We start from the raw sequence: 21,707 nt of genomic DNA, 5'->3' as shown, positions 1-21,707 counted from the left end.
TCCGACCCTGCCTTCATTCCGATTCCGGCGCCGTGCTGCGATCCTGCAGCTCAGCGGTCACCTGGAGTCTGACCGCGGCCCTCGTCGAGCGCGGGGATGTCTTCCTTGGGCACCGGCTGATTGTCGTGCTCGGCGTGCAATTCCGCCTCCAGTGCCCGGACCGCTTTGAGATCGATCGCCTCGGTCACGGGCATGTCGCTGCCGCTGGCAAGCCATTCGAGTCCGTCGAGCAGCGACGCGACCGACCGCTGCTTCGCCACGACGTCGACGCGGAGGCCGAGCTGCCTGGCGTCCTTCGCGGTGCGCGGGCCGATGGCGGCGAGGTAGATCTCATCGGGGATGGGCGAGAACTGCTTGTCGACCTGCTCGGCCACGGAACCGCTCGTCACGAGGATCGCTCGGATCCGACTGTTCCGGATGTCGTACTGGATGCTCTCCGCGGCTGGCACGCCCACCGTGCGGTACGCGACGACCGAGTCGACGAGGTGCCCGCGCCTCGCGAGCCCGTCGGCCAGCGTGGGACGTGCGACCTCGGAACGCAGCCAGAGCACGGAGATGGGGGGCTGGTTGCGCGCCGCCTCGGCCCACTCGAGAAGCAGGCCCTTCGCAGAGTTGTCGTGCGTGGGGACGAAGTCGACTCGGTAGCCAGCCGTCGTGAGCGAAGCGGCCGTCGTCTCCCCCACCGCCGCGATGAGCGTGTGGTCCGGCACCTTCACGCCGAGGGAGTGCATGACGTCCGCCGCGGTGGCGCTCGTGACGGCCACCCAGTTGTAGTGACCGCTCTCGAGCAGTCGGATCTTCTCGGCCAGCACCCTCGAATCGCTCTCGTTGGGGCTCGCGAAGTTGATGAGAGGGGCGGTGATCGGGAAGGCGGAACGAGCCCGAACAGCTTCGGCCACGTCGCCACCCCAGACGCCTCCACGGGGCACGAGGATCTTCCACCCCTTCAGCGGTGCATCCATCGTGGCTCCTCCGTTCAGGCCATCAGCGCGAGCGCACCCTGATCGAAGAGGTCCGTCGAGATGAGCGTGACCAGTTCTGCCTGGGCGGCATCGAGTGCGCGGGGGTCGGAGACCTCCACGGCACGCCTGCTGGAGACCCGCGAAGATCCGTCTACTGCATACACGGTAGCCCACGCCTCGAGTTTTCCGTCGGCGTATCGTGCGGAGGCGCCGACTGGTGCGGCGCACCCGGCCTCGAGGGTCGCGAGAATGCCACGTTCGACGAGCACCGCAGCGCGCGCCGCCGGGTCGTCGAGTCGGGAGACGCCAGCAGGGGTGTCGCCGTCGCGAACCTCGATGGCGAGGCATCCCTGGCCGGGGGCGTTGGGGAACCTCTCGAGGTCGAAGCGCTCGGTGATCGCCTCGGCGAACCCGAGGCGCTCCAGGCCTGCCGCGGCGAGCACCACGGCGTCGAGCTCACCGTCGGTCACGAAGCGGAGTCGTCGCTCGACGTTGCCTCTGATGTCGCGGATCTCGAGGTCGGGTCGCAGCGTGAGCAGCTGCGCCACGCGGCGCGGCGAGCCGGTGCCGACCTTCGCGCCGTGCGGCAGCTGCTCGAGGGTCAGACCGGATGCGCCGCCGAGCGAGCAGAGCGCGTCGCGCTGATCCTCGCGCACCGGGTAGGCGGCGACGGTGAGGCCCGGGGCCTTGGCCGTCGGGAGGTCCTTCAGGGAGTGGACGACGAGGTCGCATTCGCCTGCGAGGAGTGCGTCGCGGAGTTCACTCGCGAACACGCCCGTGCCGCCGAGTGACGAGAGCGCCGCGCGGGTCACGTCGCCGTGTGTCGTCACGCGCACGAGCTCGGTCGACTCGCCCGTGATGCGCTCGAGCTCCCGCGCCATGGTCGACGTCTGCGCGACCGCCAGGGCGCTGCCCCTCGTGCCGATCCGGAGTGTCACGGCAGGAGTCCGGACACCGCCGGCTTGAAGCCGAGGCGCTTGTTCGCGCAGCAGCCGGGCCGGCACACGTCGAACCAAGGGCCGATGGTGGTCATCGCCGGACGCTCCCCGACGGGGATCGCGTCGCGGCGCTCGAGGACGAGGTCGACGAGGCCCTCGACGTACTTGGCGTGGATGCCGGGCGTGGGGGTCCGGCGAAACGCGAGGCCCGCATCGGCCGCGGAGTCCTTCGCCTCGTTGTCGAGGTCCCAGAGCACCTCCATGTGGTCGGAGACGAAGCCGATCGGCACGACAACGACCGCCTTGACGCCCTTCGAGGGGAGCTCCTCGATGACGTCGTTGATGTCGGGTTCGAGCCAGGGCTGCGAGGGCGGTCCCGAGCGCGACTGGTAGACGAGCTGCCAGGAGAGCTGCTCCGGCACTCGGCCGGCGAGGGTCGTGTCCTCGATGAGCTCCTGCTGCGCCGCGAGAGCGACGACCTCGGCAACTGCGAGGTGCTGAGCAGCGTAGGCGCCGCTCTCGCCGAAACCGGCACCAGGAGGGCCTGAGTTCTCGGCGTCCGCCATCGGCACCGAGTGCGTCGTGAAGAGCACCTCGACCTCGGTGGCGAGGTCGAGCTCGGCGTCCTCCTGCGCGAGGCTGAGCACCGCGTCGCGCACACCCTCGATGAACGGCGCTACGAAGCCGGGGTGGTCGAAGAAGGCGCGCACCTTGTCGATGGTCAGCTGACCGCCGAGGCCGGAGTCCTCGAGTGCATCCGCGAAGTCCTCGCGGTACTGGCGGCAGCTCGAGAACGAGGAGTAGGCGCTCGTGGCGATCGCGATGAGCGTCGAGCAGCCCGCCTCTCGAGCGTCGAGCAGCACGTCGTTGAAGTACGGCTCGGAGTTGCGGTTGCCCCAGAAGACGGGCAGGTCGATGCCACGTCGCTCGAGCTCTCGCTCGATGGATGCCTTCAGCTGGCGGTTCTGCTCGTTGATGGGGCTCACGCCGCCGTAGTGCCGGTAGTGGTGGGCCACCTCCTCGAGCCGCTCGTCTGGGATGCCGCGGCCTGCCGTGACGTTGCGCAGGAACGGGATGACCTCGTCCTGCCCCTCCGGCCCGCCGAACGAGGCGAGCAGGATGCCGTCGTACGCGACGGGCTCGGTCGTGTGCTCCGGCCCGAACCTGGCGGCGTCGGATGCTGCGCTGACGGCCGCGTTGACCTCGACGCGCGTGAACGTCGCCGGGTTGGGCTTGCGTCCGGGAGTGCGCTCGCCGGTCTGCCGCGGGGCGACGTCGGTCACTGCAGCACCTCGACGATCTCGGAGGTCTGCACGAAGCGACCCGTGTAGAACGGCACCTCCTCGCGCACGTGGCGCCGGGCATCCGTCTGGCGCAGATCGCGCATCATGTCGACGAGGTTGAGCAGGTTGTCGTCTTCGAGCGCGAGCAGCCACTCGTAGTCGCTGATGCCGAACGAGGCGACCGTGTTGGTGAGCGTCGACGTGTAGGACGAGCCCGCGCGTCCGTGCTCGGCGAGCATCTGGCGACGCTCATCCTCTGGAAGCAGGTACCACTCGTAGGAGCGCACGAAGGGGTACACGGTGACCCACTGGCGTGGCTCCTTGCCGAGCATGTACGCGGGCATGTGGCGCGCGCTGAACTCAGCCGCGCGGTGCACGCCCACGATCTGCCACGACGGGGTGAGCGGTGCGATGAGCTCGCTGCGGCGGATCTGTCGCAGGCCCCACTGCAGGCTCTCCGGCACTTCACCGTGGAGCCACACCATGAGCTCGCCATCGTGGCGGAACCCGGAGACATCGTAGAAGCCACGAACCTTGACGCCGTTCTCGGCGAGCTCGGCCACGATGCCGTCGAGCTCGTCGACGGCCTTGATGGCGTCTCGCCCTGAGAGCACGAGCTCGTTGAGGGTCTCGCGACGGAACACGGAGATCATCGTGTACTCCGTGAGCGTCGTGCCCCCACCCTGCTCTTCGTTGCCCGCATGGGCTTCCGGAGCGGCCTGCTCTGTTTGCTGTGCGGGGACTGCTGACGTTGCGTTGGGCTCGGCCGCGTAAGCCGGGACCTCGTTCGAGTGGGTCATGGTCCTATTCTACGAAATGTCGAGGAATGATTTGGGGTGCGAGAGACGAGCGCCGGAGAGCTCAGCGCGAGCGGCGGTACAGCGTGACGGCGGCCGTGATGCCTCCGGCCACAACAACCGCTGCGCCGGTCGCGAGACCCGCGAGCAGCAGCGGATTGTCTTCCTTCAGGCGCTGGATGCTGTGTCGCGTGGAGTTGAGGAGCTCGCGACCGCGGATGCGCGGGTCGACCTTCACCTCGATCGCGTCGAGCGTCGCCGCCAGCTCTCGCCGGGTCTTCTCGATGTCGGCCTTCAGCTGGCCGTCATTGCGCTTGTCTTCCTTCTTCGCGAGGGTCGCCTCGCCGTTCTGCTCACTCATACTGTCCGAGCCCCTTCACTGCGTTGACATCCTGCTTGACGCTGGCGATCGTCCGCTCCGGCGCGAGCTTGCCCGCGCGCTTGAGCGCGACGTAGCCGGCGAGGCCGAGCACGATGACGAGCAGCAGGAACGCGCCTGCCACGATGAGCGCGGAGAGCCACGGTGCGAAGACCGTGTTGAGCCCGAGGACGGCAGCGGTCACGAGCACGGCCCACAGCGTGAGCGCGAAGAACGCTGCGGCGGCGAACAGGCCGACCGCGATGCCGTACTTCGTGCCCGTCGAGATGAGCTCCCGCTTGCCCTGCTCGACCTCGTCGCGCACGAGCTTCGTGAGGAGCTTCGGGACATCGGTCACGAGCGTGCCGAGGCTCGCCCTCGACTTCGGGTTGGCCCTCGTGCGGCCGATGCCGGGGAAGGGCCCGCGGATCGGCGTCTTTTCTGACGACTCAGACATGAGTGTGTCGCTCTCTCCTGGGAGTGCTGGTTAGGATGCGTCGCTGCTCGGGTTGCCGACCGTGCCGGTGGGGGCCGGCGGGGTCGACTTCGAGGAGGAGCCCTTCTTGCCGTTGTCCTTGACCGCCTTCGTGACCTGCGCGGTCACGAGCTTCGCGCCGCTGACGGCCGCGTCTGCGACCTTCGGGGCGAGCTTGCGGGAGATCTCGTCGACCTCGGCGCGCTTGGCGCGGACGAGCTTGGTGTCCCAGACCGTGTGCGCGACCGAGGAGATCTGCTCATAGCGCTTGCGTCCCGCGCGAGCCCCGAGGACGTACCCGGCACCGAGGCCAAGCACAAACACGAACTTCTTCATGAAAACTCCTATCGTTCGCCGGTGCGCCCGCGACCGGTCGATCGGGCGCTGTGAAGCCACGAATCAAGCCTAGCCCCGCTCGGCATCTCAACTCGCGCTAAGCCTGTGCGTCCGCGGGGAACAGTCCGTCGACCGCACGGAGCACACCAGGCACGACGCTCGCAAGCCCCGTCCCGTCGATCCAGGTGCCCGCGAGCGCGAGACCGACCGACGCCTCCGCCGCCGAGCGTGCGCCGCGCAGCGTCTCAGCGCGGCCGAGCCGTGCCGCGGGCGCTGGAAGACGCCAGACCTGCCTCGCCATGGCCACGACATCGTCGGCGGCGATCGCGGTTCCGAGCAGGCGAGCGGCGTCGGCGCAGGCGAGGTCGAGAAGCTCGTCGTCATCGAGTCCGTCGGTGAGCGGCTCGGCTCCCCCGCTCACCTCGGGGCCGTACGAGAGGCGGAGCACGTGCATCCCTGCGCCTGCCGCCGTTTCCTGCCAGGCCCACTTCGCGGTGACGTGGGTGAGCGCCTTGGCGCGGATGCTCGCGCTCGGGTCGCCGACGAGCACTCCGGTTCCGCGGGGTCGGGCATCGAGCTGCGGGGCGCGGACGAGCAGGGCGACGACCTCGGCCGGCACTGCGCGTTCGCCCTCTGAGGCCGGCTCCGATGTCGGGACGGCGACCGTCGACAGGATGCGCTGCGCCAGCATGCTCGCGCCGTCGTCGAGCTCCACGCTCCAGGACTCGTCACCGGAAGACGGCCCCGCGGACTCGCGCACGGCGACGACGCGCGTGCCGAGACGCACTTCGACGCCGAGTTCGGCGAGCTCACGCTCGAGCAGCGCCACGACCCGGTGCATCCCGCCTGCGACGGTGCGGACGGCAGCACCTGGGGGTGCGCTCTTGCGCAGCGCGGCGACGGCGCCCGCGAGCGAGCCGTGCTCGAGGAGTCGATCGGCCAGGCCGGGGACCAGCACTCGGTGGTCGAGGTCAGAAGGGTCGAGCGAGTAGACGCCGCGGGTGACCGGCGCGACGAGCCTTCCGAGCACGATCGGCCCCATGCGGGCGAGGACCAGCGCCTCGAGGTCGCGCGCGTCGGCACCGATCTCCGGGGGGAGCAGCCGATCGCGCTCGAGCTCGGCGATGCCTGCGTCGCCGACCGCCGCGTGCACGGCCGATCGAGCCTCGGCGTCGAGCAGTGACGCGTCACCTGGGATCCCCAGAAGTCCCCCCGCCGGCATGGGCGCGGCCGTTCCGTCCGTCACCACCCAGGATCCGAGCGCACGCGGCTCGGCGACGTCGTCGAGCATCCCGAGCTCCTGGAGGAGCGCTGCGAAGGCACCGCCCTTCGTCGCAAACGCCTCAGCACCGATGTCGATCGGCAGGTCGCCGAGCTGGGCACGGCGGATCATGCCGCCGAGCTGGTCTCCGGCCTCGACCAGAAGCACCCGGACGCCACGGCTCGCGGCACGCCTCGCAGCGAGCATCCCCGCGATGCCCCCGCCGATGACGAGGAGCTCGGGCTGCTCCGGGTGTGGCTGGTTCACTCGACCCGACCGCCATTCGGCAGCGAGTGCGCGAACTCCACGAGCCCGGTCAGGACGGCGGGGTCTGCGGAAGGTGGCACCCCGTGGCCGAGGTTGAGGATGTGGGCTGGCGCGGAGTTGCCCCGTCGGACCACATCCCGCACGTGCGCCTGGAGCACCGCGTCACCGGCGCCGAGCACGGCTGGGTCGACATTTCCCTGCAGCGGCACGTTGCCGCCGAGGCGACGCGAGGCCTCATCCAGAGTGATGCGGTCGTCGACACCCATGACATCGGCGCCGATCGCGTGCATGTCCGGCAGGAGCTCGGCCGTGCCGACGCCGAAGTGGATGGTGCGGACCCGCTCACCGGCGGGGGTGCGCAGGGCTCTCACTCGCTCGAGCGCCAGCCCGCTCGAGGCGGCGATCGACTTCTGGTACCGGTCGCGGCTCAGCGACCCCGCCCACGAGTCGAACAGCTGCACGATGCTCGCGCCGGCCCGTACCTGCGCCTCCAGGAAGGCCGCGGAGAGCTCGGCGATTGCGCCGGAGAGGTCAGCCCACGCCTCGGGGTCAGCCTGCATGAGGGTGCGCGTGCGGAGATGGTCCTTCGACGGGCCACCCTCGACGACGTACGCGGCGACCGTGAAGGGAGCGCCCGCGAAGCCGATGAGCGGGGTCGCCCCGAGTTCCGCGACCGTCAGCGACACCGCCTCCGAGATGGGTGCGAACAGCTCGGGACTGATGCGCTCCCGAACGCGGGCCGCGAAGTCGTGCGCCTCCTGCGAGGTCCGCACCGGATTCTCGAAGACCGGGCCCGTGCCCGGCACGATGTCGACGGCCTCGCCGATGAGCTTGAGCGGCACCACGATGTCGCTGAAGAACACGGCCGCGTCGACACCGTGCCGGCGCACGGGCTGCAGTGTGATCTCCGCGGCGAGCTCCGGGCGGAGGCAGGAATCGAGCATCTCGATCCCCTTGCGCAGCTCGCGGTACTCCGGCAGCGAACGCCCCGCCTGCCGCATGAACCAAACCGGCAGCGTCTCGGGGCGCTCACCGCGTGCAGCCCGGATGAGCGGAGCATCGGCCGTGAGGCCGGAAGAGAGGGGGTGCGAATCGCTGAGTGGCAGGGGTGCGGGAGCTGTCTCGGTCACCACACCATTCTCTACCCGGCACTCGTGCGGGGCGCACAGCCCGCCACCGCGCGCACCTCGACTCATTCCCGGACGCAAGGAGATTAAGGGAAGGTATGGCTCAGAAGCGGATGCGCCAAGAACTTCTACAATAAGTAATCGTGTTGCTGTGTCTGAGTGCCAATCACCGCACCGCGAGCTTCCCAGTCCTTGAAAAGCTCGCGGCCCGCGAGGACGGCGAACTAGAGTCTGCGCTCCGCGGCGCCCCAGGCGTCGACGGAGCCATTGTGCTGGCCACCTGCAACCGCTTCGAGATCTACCTCGATATCGACACGGCCCAGCCTGTCGCCCCGGAGCTCATGCCGACCATCGCCTCGGCCCTCGACGTCTCGGTCGAGACGCTCCGCGCCAACATGGCCGTCATCCACGACACCCAGGTGCCCGAGTACCTCTTCGCCGTCTCGAGCGGCCTCGAATCGGTCGTCGTCGGCGAAGGCGAGATCTCCGGCCAGGTTCGCCGAGCTCTCGAGGAGTCGCGCGCCGCCGGAATGTCGACCTCCCAGCTCGAGCGCCTCTTCCAGTCGGCGTCCACGACGTCACGCGGCATCAAGTCGGGCACGAAGCTGCAGAGCGCCGGCCGCTCGCTGGTTCGCCTCTCCCTCGAGCTCGCTGCGTCCCAGATCGCTGACTGGAGCACCGCGCAGGTTGTGCTCGTCGGCACCGGCTCGTACGCCGCCGCCTCCTTGAAAGCGCTCCAGGACCGCGGCGTCACTCGCGTCGGCGTCTACTCCCCCTCGAACCGCGCCCACAAGTTCGCGGAGCGCGACGGGGTCTTCGTCATCGAACGCGAGAACCTCCCCGAGTACCTGTCGAACGCCGACCTCGTCGTCACCTGCTCAACCGCCGACACGGTGGTCATCGACTACGACCTCATGCTCGGAGCCCGCCTCGCGCCCGGCTGCGCGGAGTCGACGCTCATCATCGACCTCGGCATGCCCCGCAACGTCGACCCGGCCGTCGGTCGCCTCGACGGCGTCTCGGTGCTCGACCTCGAGACCATCCGCATCCACGCTCCCCTCGAGGAGCTCGGAGCGGCAGACGAAGCCCGCTGCATCGTCTCGCGCGCCGCCAGCGAGTTCGTCGAGCAGCAGGCCGAGACGAGCGTCGCCGAGGGTATCGCCGCGCTCCGCTCGCACATCACCGACATCGCACGCGCAGAGACCGAGCGGGTCGCCAACAAGGACGACTCTGGGGTCGCCGAAGCCGCGCTCCGTCGCCTCGCGAACACGCTCCTGCACAGCCCGTCCGTGCGAGCCAAGGAGCTCGCCCGCGCAGGCCGCGGCGACGAGTACCTCGACGCCATCGAGCTGCTGTTCGGCATCACCGTCGAGCGCGCAGCCCCGAAGACGCCTGCAGCATCCGCTCTCCCGACGCCGCTGCCCCGCGTCGCCGAAGCGGAAGACGATGGGGCCCTCGAGTGCCCCGTCCACACGTCCTAGCGCCGAAGCCTCTGCCCGCGCCCTGGCTCGGGTGACCCGTTCCGCGACCCCGCCCGTCTCGGGATGGGAACTTCCCTCTCTTGCGGGAATCTTCCCCGAACGAAGCGACTTCGCCAGCCCGAGACGTGGGCCGGAGACGGTGTGGGGCGGAGACGGTGGATCGACGGCGAATGCAGCGCAGCGCGGTACGGCTCACGCGTATCCAGACGTCGACGGGGCACAATCGATGCGCGCCGGCAATCTCGAGGACAGCGTCTCGCTTGAACGTCGGCGGGCATCCCGAGTGACCGCCGGGGTGCACGATCCGTCGATGGGAAACTCTGCGAATGCTCCGCGAACACCGCCTCAAGCTGCTTGCCGGCCTCGCCGCCGGGAGCGCACTCCTCGCATTGAGCGGATGCGCGGGCGACGGTCAGTCCGACGATGCTTCGCCAGATGAGGGCATGCAGGCGCCGGGGACGCCGATCGCGGACGCGCTGACCGAGAACGAGATGGGTGGCACGCTCGACTTCGGGGCGCTCCTGCCGAGCGGTGCGACTGGCGCCGTCATCGCCTGCCCTGCTGACACGGTCGACACGCTCGCCGAGAGCACAGGCATCGACGCCGGCAATTTCGAGCTGGCCGATGGCACGCTTCCCGTCGCCGACGGATCGTTCGCGCTGCTCTTCGGTGATGCGGAGGACCGCATCTCCTCGTCGGCGGTGTACGCGGCGGACTCCGTGGACCTGTGCGCGGGTGATGCCGTCGCCTCCACCTATCTCGGCTCCGGGGCGCTGGTCATGCTGTCGAAGGTCGGTGACATCTGGACGCCGAACGGCGTCGAGTAGTAGCCGGCGCGGCCACGTCCTGAGCGGACGACCACGCTTCGGACGGCATCGCGTCAGGCTTTCGTGCGTGGAGCCATTCGCGGTCGGCGAGGTGCGCACTGTGGGTACGAGGACACCCCTCGCGATGGTTGATTCCGTCGCGAGGGGTGTTCTTGTCGAGGCGTGGTCGGCCTGGCCTGCTACCAGATGGTGACGCGCGCCTCTGGGGCAAGCCAGAGGGCGTCGTTCTCGGTGACGTCGAACGCGTCGTAGAAGGCGTCCACGTTGCGCACGATCTGGTTGCAGCGGAACTCGGCTGGCGAGTGCGGGTCGACAGCGAGCAGCAGTTTGGCGTATTCGGGGCGAGCCTTCTGCTGCCAGGCCTGCGCCCAGCTGAGGAAGAAGCGCTGCGCGGCGGTGAGGCCGTCGATGGTGTCTTCGTCGTCTGGGCTGAAGCCGGCGTGGGCGCGGTAGGCGCGGTACGCCTTCCAGGCGATGCCGAGCCCGCCGAGGTCGCCGATGTTCTCGCCGATCGTGAGCTCGCCGTTGACCTTCTGGCCGTCGGTGCCCTCCGGGGAGAGCTCGTTGTACTGGTCGATGAGGGCGCGCGTGCGCTGCTCGAACGCGACGCGGTCGTCGGCGGTCCACCAGTCCTCGAGGCGGCCGTCGCCGTCGTACTTGGAGCCCTGGTCGTCGAAGCCGTGCCCGATCTCGTGGCCGATGACGGCACCGATCGCGCCGAAGTTCGCGGCGGGGTCGCGGTGCTCGTCGAAGAACGGCAGCTGCAGGATGGCGGCTGGGAAGACGATCTCGTTCTCGCCCGGCGAGTAGTAGGCGTTGACGGTCTGCGGTGGCATCATCCATTCGTCGCGCCGCACGGGGGTGCCGAGCTTCGCGAACTCGTAGGCGGCCTCGTAGACGGATGCGCGGCGCGAGTTGCCGACGACGTCGTCGTCTCTGATCTCGAGGTCGGAGTAGTCGCGCCAACGGTCGGGGTAGCCGATCTTGGTGACGAACTTCTCGAGCTTGTCGAGGGCGCGCTCACGGGTCTCTGGGCTCATCCATTCGAGTTCGGTGATGGATGCGCGGTACGCGCCGGTGAGGTAGCCGACGAGTTCGAGCATCTTGGCCTTGGCGGTCGGCGAGAAGTGCCGCTCGACGTATGCCTTGCCGATGGCTTCAGGCAGCTTGCCCTCGGCGTGGCCCGTGCCGCGCTTCCAGCGCTCGCGCTGCTCGGGTGTGCCCTGGAGGGTCTTGCCGTAGAACTCGAAGTTGGCTGCGGAGGTCGAGGGGGCGAGGATGCCCGAGTACTGGGATGCGATGCCCCAGACGAGCCAGTCGCGCCAGGCGTCGAGGCGATCTTCGGTGAGGAGGCCTGCAACGCCCTCGAAGAAGTCGGGCTGGCGCACGATGACGCGGTCGAGGGCCCCGGCGGGTGCGCCCCAGCGGCTCGTCCAGTCGGCGAAGTCGACGTTGGAGTAGGCGGCGCTGAGCTCGTCGTAGGTGCGCGGGTTGTAGGCGAGTTCCGCTTCGCGCGACTTCACGACGTCCCAGTGGAGCCCCGCGATCTCGGTCTCGAGGGCGAAGACCCGCGCGGCGCGCTCCTCCGCATCGGGGAGGCCTGCGAGGCCGAGCATGCGGGCGATGTGCGCCTGGTACTGCTCGCGGATCTCCGCGTACTGCTCCTCGCGGTAGTAGCTCTCATCTGGCAGGCCAAGGCCGGACTGCTCGAAGTAGAGGGCGTACTCGGCTGGCGACTTCAGGTCGGGGTAGACGTACGCCGACACGAAGGAGCCGAGGCCCGTGCGCTCGAGGTCGCCGAGCACGGCGAGGAACTCGTTGATCGAAGAGGCGGCGAGGGCGCGGTCGATGTCGGGGCGGACGGGGTCGAAGCCGAGGGCCTCGAGCTTCTCCTCATCCATGAACGCCGCGTAGGCGTCGGCAGCCTTGCGCAGCTCTGAGCCGGGTTCGGCGTCCTTGCCGCTCTCGAGGATGTCGAGGACCGCCTTCTCGGCGTCTTCGCGCAGCTGGATGAAGCTGCCGTAGGCCGGCAGGTACGCGGGCACTTCCGTGGCGGCGATCCACTTGCCGTTGGTGTGCCGGAACAGGTCGTCGGCGGGGCGGACCGAGGCGTCGAGCGCCTCCAGGTCGATGCCCGAGGGGAGCTGCTCGGTTGCGGGAGCGGTGGAGGCGAGGTCGTCCGTCTGTGACATGCCTCTCAGGCTAGGACACACCACCGACACTGACGCTGGGATCATCTCAGGGCGAACAAGGAGCGCGGTTGGCTTGCCGACGCTCTGCGACAATGACCTGGTGCGCGCATCCGACGGCCCCTCCCCGCGTGACCGCACCGACGACCGCACCCTCGACCGCAGCATCCTGACGCTCGCGGTGCCCGCGTTCGGAGCGCTCGTCGCGGAGCCGCTGTTCCTCCTCACCGACACGGCCCTCGTCGGCCACCTGGGTGACACTGCGCTCGCCGGCCTCGGGGTCGCCGCGACGATCCTGCACACGGTCGTCGGCATCATGGTCTTCCTCGCGTATACGACGACTCCCGTCGTGGCTCGCCTCCTCGGCTCGGGCGACCGGCCGGGGGCGGTCCGCGCGGGCATCGAGGGGATGTGGCTTGCAGCCTTCTGCGGCCTCGTGCTGCTGCTGGTGGGCCTGCCGCTGAGCGCGCCGCTCGTCGGCGTCTTCACGAGCGACCCCGGGGCCATCGAGGCGGCGAACACCTACCTGTCGCTCAGTCTCTGGGGCCTCCCGGCGATGCTGCTCGTGATCGCCGCCATGGGCCTCCTGCGCGGTCTGCAGAACACGAAGGTGCCGCTTGTCGTCGCCATCGCGGGCTTCGCCGTCAACGCGGGGCTGAACGCGGTCTTCATCTACGGGTTCGGCTGGGGCATCGCAGGCTCGGCGATCGGCACGGTCATCGCGCAGTGGGGCATGGCCGTCGTCTACATCGTCATCGCGATCCGCGCTGGCCGCGAACTCGGAGTCTCCCTGCGGCCGGGTATCGGAGACCCCCGCATCGTGTTCTCGGCGAATGCGTTCATGGTGCTGCGCACGCTCACGCTGCGCGCCTCCCTCGTGGTGCTGGTGTGGGCCGCGGGGCAGCAGGGGGTGGCGGAGCTGGCGGCACTGCAGATCCTGCTCTCGATCAACAGCCTCATCGCGTTCACTCTCGACGCGCTGGCGATCGCCGGTCAGGCCATGGTCGGCCACGCGCTGGGCGCGGGCGAGACCAAGAGGGTGACGGCCATCTCTCGCCGCCTCAAGCAGTGGGGCTTCTGGTTCGGCCTGATCCTCGCGGTCGTGTTCGCGGCCCTCGCGTGGGTGCTCGGGTACGTGTTCACGAGCGACCCGGCCGTCTTGGCGCTCCTGCCCGTCGGTCTCCTCATCCTCGCCGCCGGCACGCCGATCGCCGGGTTCGTCTATGTGCTCGACGGCATCCTCATCGGGGCCGGCGACGTGCGCTACCTCGCCCTCGCGGGCATCCCGCCCCTGCTGGTGCTCGTCGCGGGGGTCGCGATCGTCCTGCCGCTCGGGATGCAGGGCGCCGCGGGACTCGGGCTGCTCTGGGCTTCCTACGCCGTCGGCACGATGGGCGCACGCGCCCTTGTGCTGGGTGCCCGCGAGCGCGGAACGAAGTGGCTGGTGCCGGGAGCGGCCAGATAGCACGCACACGCTACGGGCGATCTCCGGGATCACCGGCCGGAAACAGGGGAGTTCTCCCCATCGCTCCCCGGGGATTTTCCTGTCATCGTAGGGGAAATGCGGGCCGTCTCAGGCTCGATGTCGCTGTGCACCTCTGACGCCGGCGCCAACAGATCCCCCCTGGAGTTCCACCATGCGCGCATCCCTTCCCACCGACACCGGTTCGAACGAGAGCCGTCTGCCGTCACGCCGCTCCATCGTCACGGCCGGCGCTTGGAGCATCCCCCTCGTCTCCCTTGCGGTCGGGGCGCCGATGGCGTCGGCGAGCACCACGACCGCCGGATTCGATCTCGCGATCGTCGGCCTCCAGTTCGGCGAGACCCTCCCGCTCTTCACACCCGACTACACGCAGCGCTACTCCTCGTTCACGCCACTGAGCAACTTCGCCGTCGCGAACTACGGCGACGAGCCATCCCCCGCAGCGGGGTTCCGTGCCAGCTACACGGTCGACAATGAGCTCGCCGTGCTCGACCGCGTCGGATATCGCGTCGCCGGTTCGACGGAGCCGACCTACGTCGACGAGGTCGAGACGATCGTCACCGGCACGCGCACCGAGTACCGCTGGCTCGTGCCCGTCTCGGTCCCCGTCAACGAGTCCGAGGACCCGCTGTTCCCGACGGGGGCAGTCGCGCTCGTCGTCGAGTCGACGGTGCTCCTGCGCTACCCGAACGACGCCTACGACCCCGAGAAGCTGGTCGGCGCTCGCGTGAGCGCGACATCCGTCGCGGCCGAGGCGAAGACCGGCAACAACGTGCTGCAGGGTGTGGGCACGACGGACCTGGAACCGGCATCGCCGTACGCGGCGCAGACCGAGGCCACCTTCGAGACGGCACCGCTCGGCACGGGGCCCGCGAGGACGAGCCGTCCGACCTCGGTGAAGATCACGTCGATCGGCCCCAGGCCGCTCCCCGCGACGGGATCCGCGATCGTCAGGTTCGACTCCCGCTCGACGACGACCTTCTCGATCGCGAACGTGCGCCTGAACGGGGCCCAGACGGATGCCTTCCTGCAGAGCGTCACCGCGCCAGAGCGCCAGCCGTGGGTGACCCTGCAGGAGCTGACAGCGGAGCTCGGTGCTCCGCTGGATGCCGGCGACGTCCTCGAGTTCGACGTGGTCTACGACGCTCCTGCGGTCGCCGGCTACGACGTCGAGTCGACGGCCGGGCACGCCGGCTTCTCCCCCGCCGACAACAACGACCCCGACCAGCGCACCACCGAGTTCGCGTACGTGTACGGGGTCGTCCCGGCGTAACCGCGGCACGCGCGCAGGTGCGGCCCGCGACCTCCTGCCGCTGGAAGAAGGACCTGCCCACAGCGCGAGACGTGCTCGCGCACCGCCGCAACGGGCGCTAGGTTCGCGTCATGGTCCCCTTCGAAAGCCTGCTCGCCTTCGCCGTCGCGTCGGTGCTGCTCATCCTCATCCCGGGACCGAGCGTGCTCTTCGTCATCGGGAGGTCGATCGCGCTCGGCCGGCGTGCTGGAGTGCTGAGCGTGGTCGGCAACGCGATCGGCATGATCCCGGCGGTCCTCGCGGTCGCCCTCGGCGTGGGAGCGCTCGTCGCGTCGTCGGTGCTCGCATTCACGATCCTCAAGATCGTCGGCGCCGTCTACCTCGTGTGGCTCGGCGTGCAGGCGATCCGCAACCGCAACGCGCACCTGGCCGCGGAGACCCCACGACCCGCGAGCGCCGCCAGGCTCCTCGCGCAGGGTTTCGTCGTCGGCAGCACGAACCCCAAGACGATCGCGTTCTTCGTGGCCGTGCTGCCGCAGTTCGTGTCACCGGGCGCCGGGCCAGCCTGGTCGCAGCTCCTCGAGCTCGGCCTCTGCTTCCTGCTGCTCGCCCTCATCTTCGACGGCACGTGGGCGCTCACCGCCGGAACGGCCCGCGAGTGGTTCGCGAAGTCACCGAAACGGATCTCCGGCATGTCCGCCACAGGCGGGGCCATGATGATCGGGCTCGGCGGGGTGCTCGCCCTGTCGGGCGCGAAGAGCTAGGCCGACCCCTCCGGGGCGTCTGAGAGCGGTCGACGCAATCGGTCACCGATCCCGGGCACGACCCACCGTGCAGCGATCGACGCGACGGCGACGAGTGCGACGAACCCCGTGATGAGCTTGTCGGCGAGCGAGTTGACGAGGTTCGACCCCAGCACGGCGAGGCCCTGGGGTTGCCCCAGCATCTGCAGCGTCCAGACGATGCTCTCCCCTGCGTGGCCCACTCCGCCGTGGAAGAGGCCGAGCAGGATCGGAACCGCGACCGCAGAGCACGACAACGCGACGAGGATCGTGAGGAGGAAGTACCGAGGGAGCGTCGACGCCATGCCGAAGCGGCGCGCCCCGTACCCCCAGACGAGGGCGCCTGCCACGTTGACGAGCGAGAACCAGATCGAGTGCGGTCCGCTGAGCCACACACCGCCGGTGTTGGTGACGATCGCGACGAGCACACCAGCCCACGGGCCGACGACGATGGCCGTGACAGCTGTCCCGATCATGTCGAAGAACAAGGGCAGGCGCAGGTAGCTGACGGCGAGGTGCCCGGCGAGGTTCAGGAGGATGCTCGCCGTCATGATGAGGATGATCTGCCGCGGGCCGAGCTGTCGGCGCGGGCGAGCGTCGCCGGAGGCCTGCATGGCGGGCGCGGTGCTCACCACCGGAGTCGGTCCGCTCAGCTGCTCGCTCGCCGGCTGCGACTCCGCGGGCTCGGCCGGGGTCGCATCCGCCCCGTCCGTTCTGGTGCCCTTCGTCGCCGCTTTGGCGTGTGCCGACGGGATGGCGTAGCCAGCTCTGGCGACCCACTCTGGGACCGTCGCCGGCGGGGCTCCCAGCACCTCCACGATCTCGCCGATGAGTCGCGCGTCGAGCCGGGATCGGCCGGGGCGGAAGGCCTCGAACACGGTCGTCCGGGCGGGACCCGTCGCATCGGAGCCGACGCTGCGACGGTTGGCCTGGATGCGGGAGGCGATCTCCGCGAAGGGCATGCCGCCCGACTCGGCTCGCAGTCGGCGGAGGTCCGCGACGACGACATCGCAGGTTTCCCGATCTGCATCCGCCACGATGAACCTCCCCGCCCAGGCTGAGGGCTGCCTGCCGATCATCACCGTATCAGCGCCGGAAAGCCGGATATCGTGGCCAGGCGCCGACCGACTTCTCGCTCCGCCAGCACTGGAAACCGGTCGCTCGGGTCCACGCCAGACACCGGCGCGCGCGACGGTCCGTCGCGTCTCGACCGATTACCCTCGACAGGTGCGTCTTGTCATTGCGAACTGCAGCGTCGATTACATCGGCCGCCTCACCGCCCACCTGCCCATGGCCCCTCGCGTGCTCATGCGCAAAGCCGACGGCAGCCTCCTCGTGCACTCCGACGGGGGCAGCTACAAGCCGCTGAACTGGATGAGCGCCCCCTGTTCGATCGTCGAAGAGGCACCGGATGCGACCCAGGCGGACGCCGGCGTCACGGCGCTCTGGCGGGTCACGCAGACGAAGACCGGCGACCAGCTGCTCGTGACGATCGGCGAGGTCTTCAGCGACCATTCGCACGACCTCGGCAAGGACCCGGGCCTCGAGAAGGACGGGGTCGAGGCGCACCTGCAGAAGCTGCTCGCCGACCAGATCGACCTGCTCGGTGAGGGCCACGCGCTCGTGCGCCGCGAGTACATGACGGCCATCGGTCCCGTCGACATCCTCGCGCGTGACGCGACCGGCGCATCCGTCGCCGTGGAGATCAAGCGACGCGGCGGCATCGACGGCGTCGAGCAGCTCACGCGCTACCTCGAGCTCATGAATCGCGACCCGCTGCTCGCCCCCGTCTCCGGCGTCTTCGCGGCGCAGGAGATCGCCCCGCAGGCCCGCACGCTGGCTGAGGACCGCGGCATCCGCTGCGTCATCCTCGACTACGACGAGATGCGGGGCGTCGACCCACGCCACATGCGCCTGTTCTGACGGCCCGCCCCGACCGTTCAGCTGCCTGTCGCCCTCCGCTCGGTTGCTCCTCACTACACTGGCTCGGACATGACGCACACAAGCTCCACTGAAATGACCGGTCCGGTCCCCGGCGAACCCCAGCCGATCGAGGTCGTCCAGCCGGCAGCGACGCCGACAACGCGACGAGTCGACCTCGAGCGCGGAACCGGCATCGCCCCGTACACGGCTATCCTCTGGGACCTCGACGGCACCATCAGCGACTCGGCGCCCGGCATCCTGAACAGCCTCCGCGCCGTGCTCTCCAGCTACGGCCTCCCGATTCCCGGAGACGCCGAGCTGCTGAAGCACGTCGGCCCTCCCATCCACGAGACCTTCGCCGCCTACGGGCTCGACCCGATCGAGGCCACCGAGCGCTACCGCACCATCTACCGCGAGTCGGATTCGTTCATCGGCGACCCGTACCCGGGTGTCCTGCAGGTCATCCGCGATGTGCACGCGGCCGGCATCCCGCAGTCGACGGCGACGAGCAAGCCCGAGAGCTCCGCGGCGGTCATCCTGGAGAGCTACGGCGTGGCCGACCAGTTCCTGACGATCACAGGAGCCTCCGACGACGAGGTGCGCTCGGCGAAGGCCGACGTCATCGAAGAAGCGCTCAGGCGCCTCGACGTCGCCGGCGTCGACCTCAGCAACGTGCTCATGATCGGCGACCGCTTCTACGACGTCCAGGGTTCAGCGGCGCACGGCGTGCCCGCCGTCTACGTGTCGTGGGGCTACGGACGCCTGGGTGAGGAAGCAGGCTCGGTGGCGGTCGCGGATTCCGCCGAGCGACTCCGCGCCTTCCTCGCTCTCGACTGATCCCCGCGGCTCCCGCCCCTTTGTCGGTGCACCGTCGTATCCTCGTGGCATGCGCGTAGAGAGCTCTTTCACGATCGAAGCCTGGGATGCGAACGGCCGTGCCGTCGGCATCGAGACCGCAGCCCCGCTCGGGGGTGCGTTCATCATCCGTGCCATCTCGGGGGGTGACATCGAGGGGCGCAGCGAAGTGCTCTTCGCGGGTGCCTTCAACGAGAAGCACGGGTCCGGCACCTACGTCGCGATCGACGCCTTCGAGGGCACGATCGCCGGCAAGTCGGGCACGCTCGCGTTCTGGCACGCGAACACGGTCGCGAGGGGCCGGCCGGCCGCCGGCGGCGGGCTGCTGCACGTCGTGCCCGACTCGGGTACCGGCGAGCTGGCGGGCGTGAGCGGCACGGGCGAGATCATCGCCCGCGGCGACGACCACACGCTCGTGCTCGAGATCCAGTTCGACGACACCGACGAGGTCGAGATCGACGGCGAGGTGTTCGCGGGCGAAGTCGAGGCGGGCACGTCCGAGCCCTCGGCCTGACCGGAAGGCGCGGTCCGGTGCCGAAGCAAGCAGGAGGAGCATCCGCGCCCCCCAACCCGTTCACGCCGTCCTTCGGGGTCACGCCACCGCTGCTCGTCGGACGGTCGGCGATGCTGGCCTCCTTCGAAGCGGCCATCGACGGCACTCCCGGAGAGGTGGGGCGGGCGACCCTCGTCACCGGTCTGCGAGGGGTCGGCAAGACGGTCATGCTCAACGCGCTCGAAGACATCGCGGTGTCGCGCGGCTGGCTCGTCATCTCCGAGACGGCCACCAAGGGACTCGCGGAGCGCATCACCACCGAGGCTCTCCCGAAACTGCTCGCCGAGCACGACCCCCGGGCCAGCAAGCGGCGCATCACGGGAGTCACGCTGCCGATGAGCTCCGGCGGGTTCATCTCGACCGTCGAAGACCGGCACAGACCAGTCGCCAACCTGCGATCACAGCTGACCGCGCTGACGGGCCTCCTCGCGCCGAACGGCACCGGCGTGCTCATCACGGTCGACGAGATCCACCGCGGCGCCATCGACGACCTTCGCGAAATCACGACGGTGGTGCAGCATGCCTTCCGTGAGGGCCTCGACGTGGCGTTCGTCGGGGCTGGCCTCAAGCCGAACATCAACGAGCTGCGCAGCGACCGGATGCTCACCTTCCTCCGCCGCGCGCACGTTCAGGAACTCGGTCAGCTCAGCTACGAGGCCTCAGCGCGAGCGCTCTCGGAACCCATCTTCGGCGGCGGTCGGAGCATCGACGACGAGGCGCTCGACTACGCCGTTCGGGGCACGCAGGGGTACCCCTTCCTCGTGCAGTTCATCGGCTCCAAGTCCTGGCAGGAAGCCGGCGGTGCCGAGCGCATCGACCTTCAGCACACGCGGCGTGCTGTCCGCCTCGCGAGGCAGGCGATGGGCCAGTACATCTACGAGCCGACGCTCGCGGCGCTGTCCGTCGGCGACCGCACCTACCTCGCCGCGATGGCCAGCGACGACGGGCCCTCGCTCTCGAGCGAGATCCGCCAGCGGATGCGCGCGAAGGCTGGCTACGTGGGCGTCTACCGGCAGCGGCTCATCAACGCCGGCATCATCGAACCGGCGGGGTACGGCCGTGTGCAGTTCACGACGCCCTACCTGCGCGAGTACTTGCGCGAGCACGTGGTGAGCGAGGCGATCGCGCTCCCCCACGGCCGCGCGTTCCCTCCCCCGCCCGGCGACGACGAGTAGCGAGGCCGGAGAGCTCAGCCCAGAGCGGCTCAGGGGACGCGCACGCCCGTGAACGGGGTGGCGCGGCGCAGCTCGAAGCCGAGCTTCTCGTACGCGGCGATGGCGCCCGTGTTGCTGGCTGCGGCGTGCATGAGGGCCTGGTCGCCGCGTTCCTGGATGTGGAAGGCCACGTCGAGCACGAGGCGGGAGGCGAGGCCCTGGCGCCGGTAGTCGGCGTCGGTCGCGACGGCGCTGATCTCCGTCCACCCCACGGGGTGGAGCCGCTCCCCCGCCATGGCGACGAGCTTCCCGTCGCGGCGGATGCCGATGTAGCGGCCCATCGCATAGGTGCGTGGCAGGAACGGCCCTGGCTGATTCCGCTCGACGAGCGCAAGCATGTCGTCGGCGTCGTCGGCGCCGAGTTCCACGACCTCGTCATCCGGCCTGGTCTGCAGGCGCGGCGTCTGCACGAGCTGCACGCCTTCACCGCGCCAGGTCTGCGCCCATCCGGCCGGAACCTCGGGGTCTGCGTGCGAGATCGCGAGCTCGGCCCCCGAGCCCAGGAGCTCGGCGATCGCGTCCCACACGCCCGGCTCCTCCCAGGAGCGCACGCCGAGGAACGGCGACACGTCCGCCGGATATCGCTTGACGAGGTCGCCGCCGATCGCGAGGTGCGCGTGCGCACCGGTCAGCGAGTGCCAGGCGGGGTTGTCGAGCACAGAGGTGGAGGCGATGGCGGTGTCGGTCATGTGGTCCTCGAGACGGTGGATGTGTCTCCGATTGTCACGCACGTCGGCGCCACTCCCGCGCGGCGTGACCGACCGTTACGGCCTGTTGCCTCGCTGCGTCGTCACACGCCGAGGTGCGAGCGAAGCTCCTGCACGTGACCGTCGGGGTCGACGTCGTACGCGACGTACGACAGCTTGCCCGCCGCGTCGACGATGAAGCTCGAGCGGATCACGCCGGTGCCCGCGATTCCGGCGACGGGACGCTCGCCCCACGCACCCCATTCCATGGCGGTCGCGCCGGAGTCGCTGAGCAGCGAGTACGGGACCTGCTGCTCTTCGCCGAAGATCGCGAGTTCTCGCGGCTGGTCCAGCGAGATGCCGAGCACGGTGACACCCGCGCCGCTCAGGGCGTCGAAGTTGTCGCGGAAGTCGCACGCCTGCTGCGTGCACTTGGTCGTGCCCGCCTTGGGGTAGAAGTAGACGACGACGGGCGACCCGGTGAGGTCACTGAGCCGGATGATTTCGCCGTGCTGGTCGGTGAGGGCAAAGTCGGGGGCGCTGTCGCCGACGCTGAGAGTGGTGACCAAGATTGCTCCTCGCTCGGGGATCTGACGTGCCGACTCTAGCGAGCGCGGATCCACGCTCTCCTGGGAACAGCGAACGGGCCGCCTCCCCA

The 21,707-nt window shown here is 69.5% G+C and carries 22 protein-coding genes; 9 read left to right on the top strand and 13 right to left on the bottom strand.

What is annotated here, in order from left to right:
* Positions 1-50 precede the first annotated feature (50 nt).
* The 9 genes from F8O03_RS11160 to hemE all read right to left on the bottom strand — a co-directional run bounded on the left by F8O03_RS11160 (position 51) and on the right by hemE (position 7,783).
* Entirely contained in the window at positions 51-962 is a 912-nt protein-coding gene (locus F8O03_RS11160) for a uroporphyrinogen-III synthase (RefSeq protein WP_104254475.1), read from the bottom strand.
* A gap of 14 nt (positions 963-976) precedes the next feature.
* Complete coding sequence (gene hemC / locus F8O03_RS11155; RefSeq protein WP_244296202.1) at positions 977-1,900, bottom strand: hydroxymethylbilane synthase; 924 nt, start codon at positions 1,898-1,900, stop codon at positions 977-979.
* Positions 1,897-3,183 (bottom strand): ferrochelatase, encoded by a 1,287-nt coding sequence (locus F8O03_RS11150; RefSeq protein WP_151423914.1) that lies wholly within the window; start codon positions 3,181-3,183, stop codon positions 1,897-1,899. Before F8O03_RS11150 ends, hemC begins: the two co-directional genes overlap by 4 nt.
* Positions 3,180-3,983, bottom strand: coding sequence for a hydrogen peroxide-dependent heme synthase (gene hemQ, locus F8O03_RS11145; protein ID WP_151423913.1), 804 nt, complete (start codon positions 3,981-3,983; stop codon positions 3,180-3,182). Before hemQ ends, F8O03_RS11150 begins: the two co-directional genes overlap by 4 nt.
* A gap of 61 nt (positions 3,984-4,044) precedes the next feature.
* Positions 4,045-4,341, bottom strand: coding sequence for a DUF3618 domain-containing protein (locus tag F8O03_RS11140; protein ID WP_104254473.1), 297 nt, complete (start codon positions 4,339-4,341; stop codon positions 4,045-4,047).
* Positions 4,334-4,795, bottom strand: coding sequence for a phage holin family protein (locus F8O03_RS11135; RefSeq protein ID WP_104310828.1), 462 nt, complete (start codon positions 4,793-4,795; stop codon positions 4,334-4,336). The genes F8O03_RS11140 and F8O03_RS11135 overlap by 8 nt, the downstream gene beginning before the upstream one ends.
* A 30-nt stretch (positions 4,796-4,825) precedes the next feature.
* On the bottom strand, positions 4,826-5,149 hold the full coding sequence (locus F8O03_RS11130; protein ID WP_104254471.1) for a hypothetical protein: 324 nt from the start codon (positions 5,147-5,149) through the stop codon (positions 4,826-4,828).
* 97 nt (positions 5,150-5,246) lie between these two features.
* Positions 5,247-6,677, bottom strand: coding sequence for a protoporphyrinogen/coproporphyrinogen oxidase (locus F8O03_RS11125; protein WP_151423912.1), 1,431 nt, complete (start codon positions 6,675-6,677; stop codon positions 5,247-5,249).
* Positions 6,674-7,783, bottom strand: coding sequence for a uroporphyrinogen decarboxylase (gene hemE / locus F8O03_RS11120; protein ID WP_151424040.1), 1,110 nt, complete (start codon positions 7,781-7,783; stop codon positions 6,674-6,676). Before hemE ends, F8O03_RS11125 begins: the two co-directional genes overlap by 4 nt.
* Positions 7,784-7,947: 164 nt before the next feature.
* On the opposite strand from hemE, the gene F8O03_RS11115 reads away from it, so the two are divergent.
* Positions 7,948-9,285, top strand: coding sequence for a glutamyl-tRNA reductase (locus F8O03_RS11115; protein ID WP_151423911.1), 1,338 nt, complete (start codon positions 7,948-7,950; stop codon positions 9,283-9,285).
* A gap of 326 nt (positions 9,286-9,611) precedes the next feature.
* Positions 9,612-10,112, top strand: coding sequence for a hypothetical protein (locus F8O03_RS11110; RefSeq protein ID WP_151423910.1), 501 nt, complete (start codon positions 9,612-9,614; stop codon positions 10,110-10,112).
* Positions 10,113-10,291: 179 nt separating this feature from the next.
* Here the strand turns inward: F8O03_RS11110 and F8O03_RS11105 are convergent, their stop codons facing one another.
* Positions 10,292-12,304: a M13 family metallopeptidase gene (locus F8O03_RS11105; protein WP_151423909.1), complete on the bottom strand. Its 2,013-nt coding sequence runs from the start codon at positions 12,302-12,304 to the stop codon at positions 10,292-10,294.
* 100 nt (positions 12,305-12,404) lie between these two features.
* Between F8O03_RS11105 and F8O03_RS11100 the strand changes: the two genes are divergently transcribed.
* The 3 genes from F8O03_RS11100 (at position 12,405) to F8O03_RS11090 (ending at position 15,800) form a co-directional block, all read left to right on the top strand.
* Positions 12,405-13,766 carry an MATE family efflux transporter gene (locus F8O03_RS11100; protein WP_244296198.1) on the top strand — a complete coding sequence of 454 codons (1,362 nt, stop codon included), beginning with the start codon at positions 12,405-12,407 and terminating at the stop codon, positions 13,764-13,766.
* A gap of 172 nt (positions 13,767-13,938) precedes the next feature.
* Positions 13,939-15,057 (top strand): hypothetical protein, encoded by a 1,119-nt coding sequence (locus F8O03_RS11095; protein ID WP_151423907.1) that lies wholly within the window; start codon positions 13,939-13,941, stop codon positions 15,055-15,057.
* A gap of 110 nt (positions 15,058-15,167) precedes the next feature.
* Entirely contained in the window at positions 15,168-15,800 is a 633-nt protein-coding gene (locus F8O03_RS11090) for a LysE family translocator (RefSeq protein WP_151423906.1), read from the top strand.
* Here F8O03_RS11090 and F8O03_RS11085 read toward each other — a convergent pair.
* Positions 15,797-16,855: an ECF transporter S component gene (locus F8O03_RS11085; protein WP_151423905.1), complete on the bottom strand. Its 1,059-nt coding sequence runs from the start codon at positions 16,853-16,855 to the stop codon at positions 15,797-15,799. The genes F8O03_RS11090 and F8O03_RS11085 overlap by 4 nt on opposite strands.
* A gap of 190 nt (positions 16,856-17,045) precedes the next feature.
* Here F8O03_RS11085 and nucS point away from each other — a divergent pair, with 190 nt between their 5' ends.
* The 4 genes from nucS (at position 17,046) to F8O03_RS11065 (ending at position 20,324) form a co-directional block, all read left to right on the top strand.
* Positions 17,046-17,741, top strand: a complete 696-nt coding sequence (gene nucS, locus F8O03_RS11080; protein WP_104254462.1) for an endonuclease NucS — start codon at positions 17,046-17,048, stop codon at positions 17,739-17,741.
* Positions 17,742-17,810: 69 nt separating this feature from the next.
* Positions 17,811-18,578 carry an HAD hydrolase-like protein gene (locus tag F8O03_RS11075; protein WP_244296193.1) on the top strand — a complete coding sequence of 256 codons (768 nt, stop codon included), beginning with the start codon at positions 17,811-17,813 and terminating at the stop codon, positions 18,576-18,578.
* A 49-nt stretch (positions 18,579-18,627) separates the two neighbouring features.
* On the top strand, positions 18,628-19,110 hold the full coding sequence (locus F8O03_RS11070) for a DUF3224 domain-containing protein (RefSeq protein ID WP_151423904.1): 483 nt from the start codon (positions 18,628-18,630) through the stop codon (positions 19,108-19,110).
* 17 nt (positions 19,111-19,127) lie between these two features.
* Positions 19,128-20,324, top strand: coding sequence for an ATP-binding protein (locus F8O03_RS11065; RefSeq protein ID WP_208851850.1), 1,197 nt, complete (start codon positions 19,128-19,130; stop codon positions 20,322-20,324).
* 29 nt (positions 20,325-20,353) lie between these two features.
* Here the strand turns inward: F8O03_RS11065 and F8O03_RS11060 are convergent, their stop codons facing one another.
* A complete protein-coding gene (locus F8O03_RS11060) occupies positions 20,354-21,052 on the bottom strand; it encodes a GNAT family N-acetyltransferase (protein ID WP_151423903.1) in 699 nt (232 codons plus the stop codon).
* A 101-nt stretch (positions 21,053-21,153) separates the two neighbouring features.
* Entirely contained in the window at positions 21,154-21,618 is a 465-nt protein-coding gene (locus F8O03_RS11055) for a peroxiredoxin (RefSeq protein WP_208851849.1), read from the bottom strand.
* Positions 21,619-21,707 lie beyond the last annotated feature (89 nt).

It is taken from the genome of Pseudoclavibacter terrae (assembly GCF_008831075.1).
Taxonomy (GTDB): domain Bacteria; phylum Actinomycetota; class Actinomycetes; order Actinomycetales; family Microbacteriaceae; genus Pseudoclavibacter; species Pseudoclavibacter terrae.
This window is presented reverse-complemented; position numbering and strand designations above follow the sequence as displayed.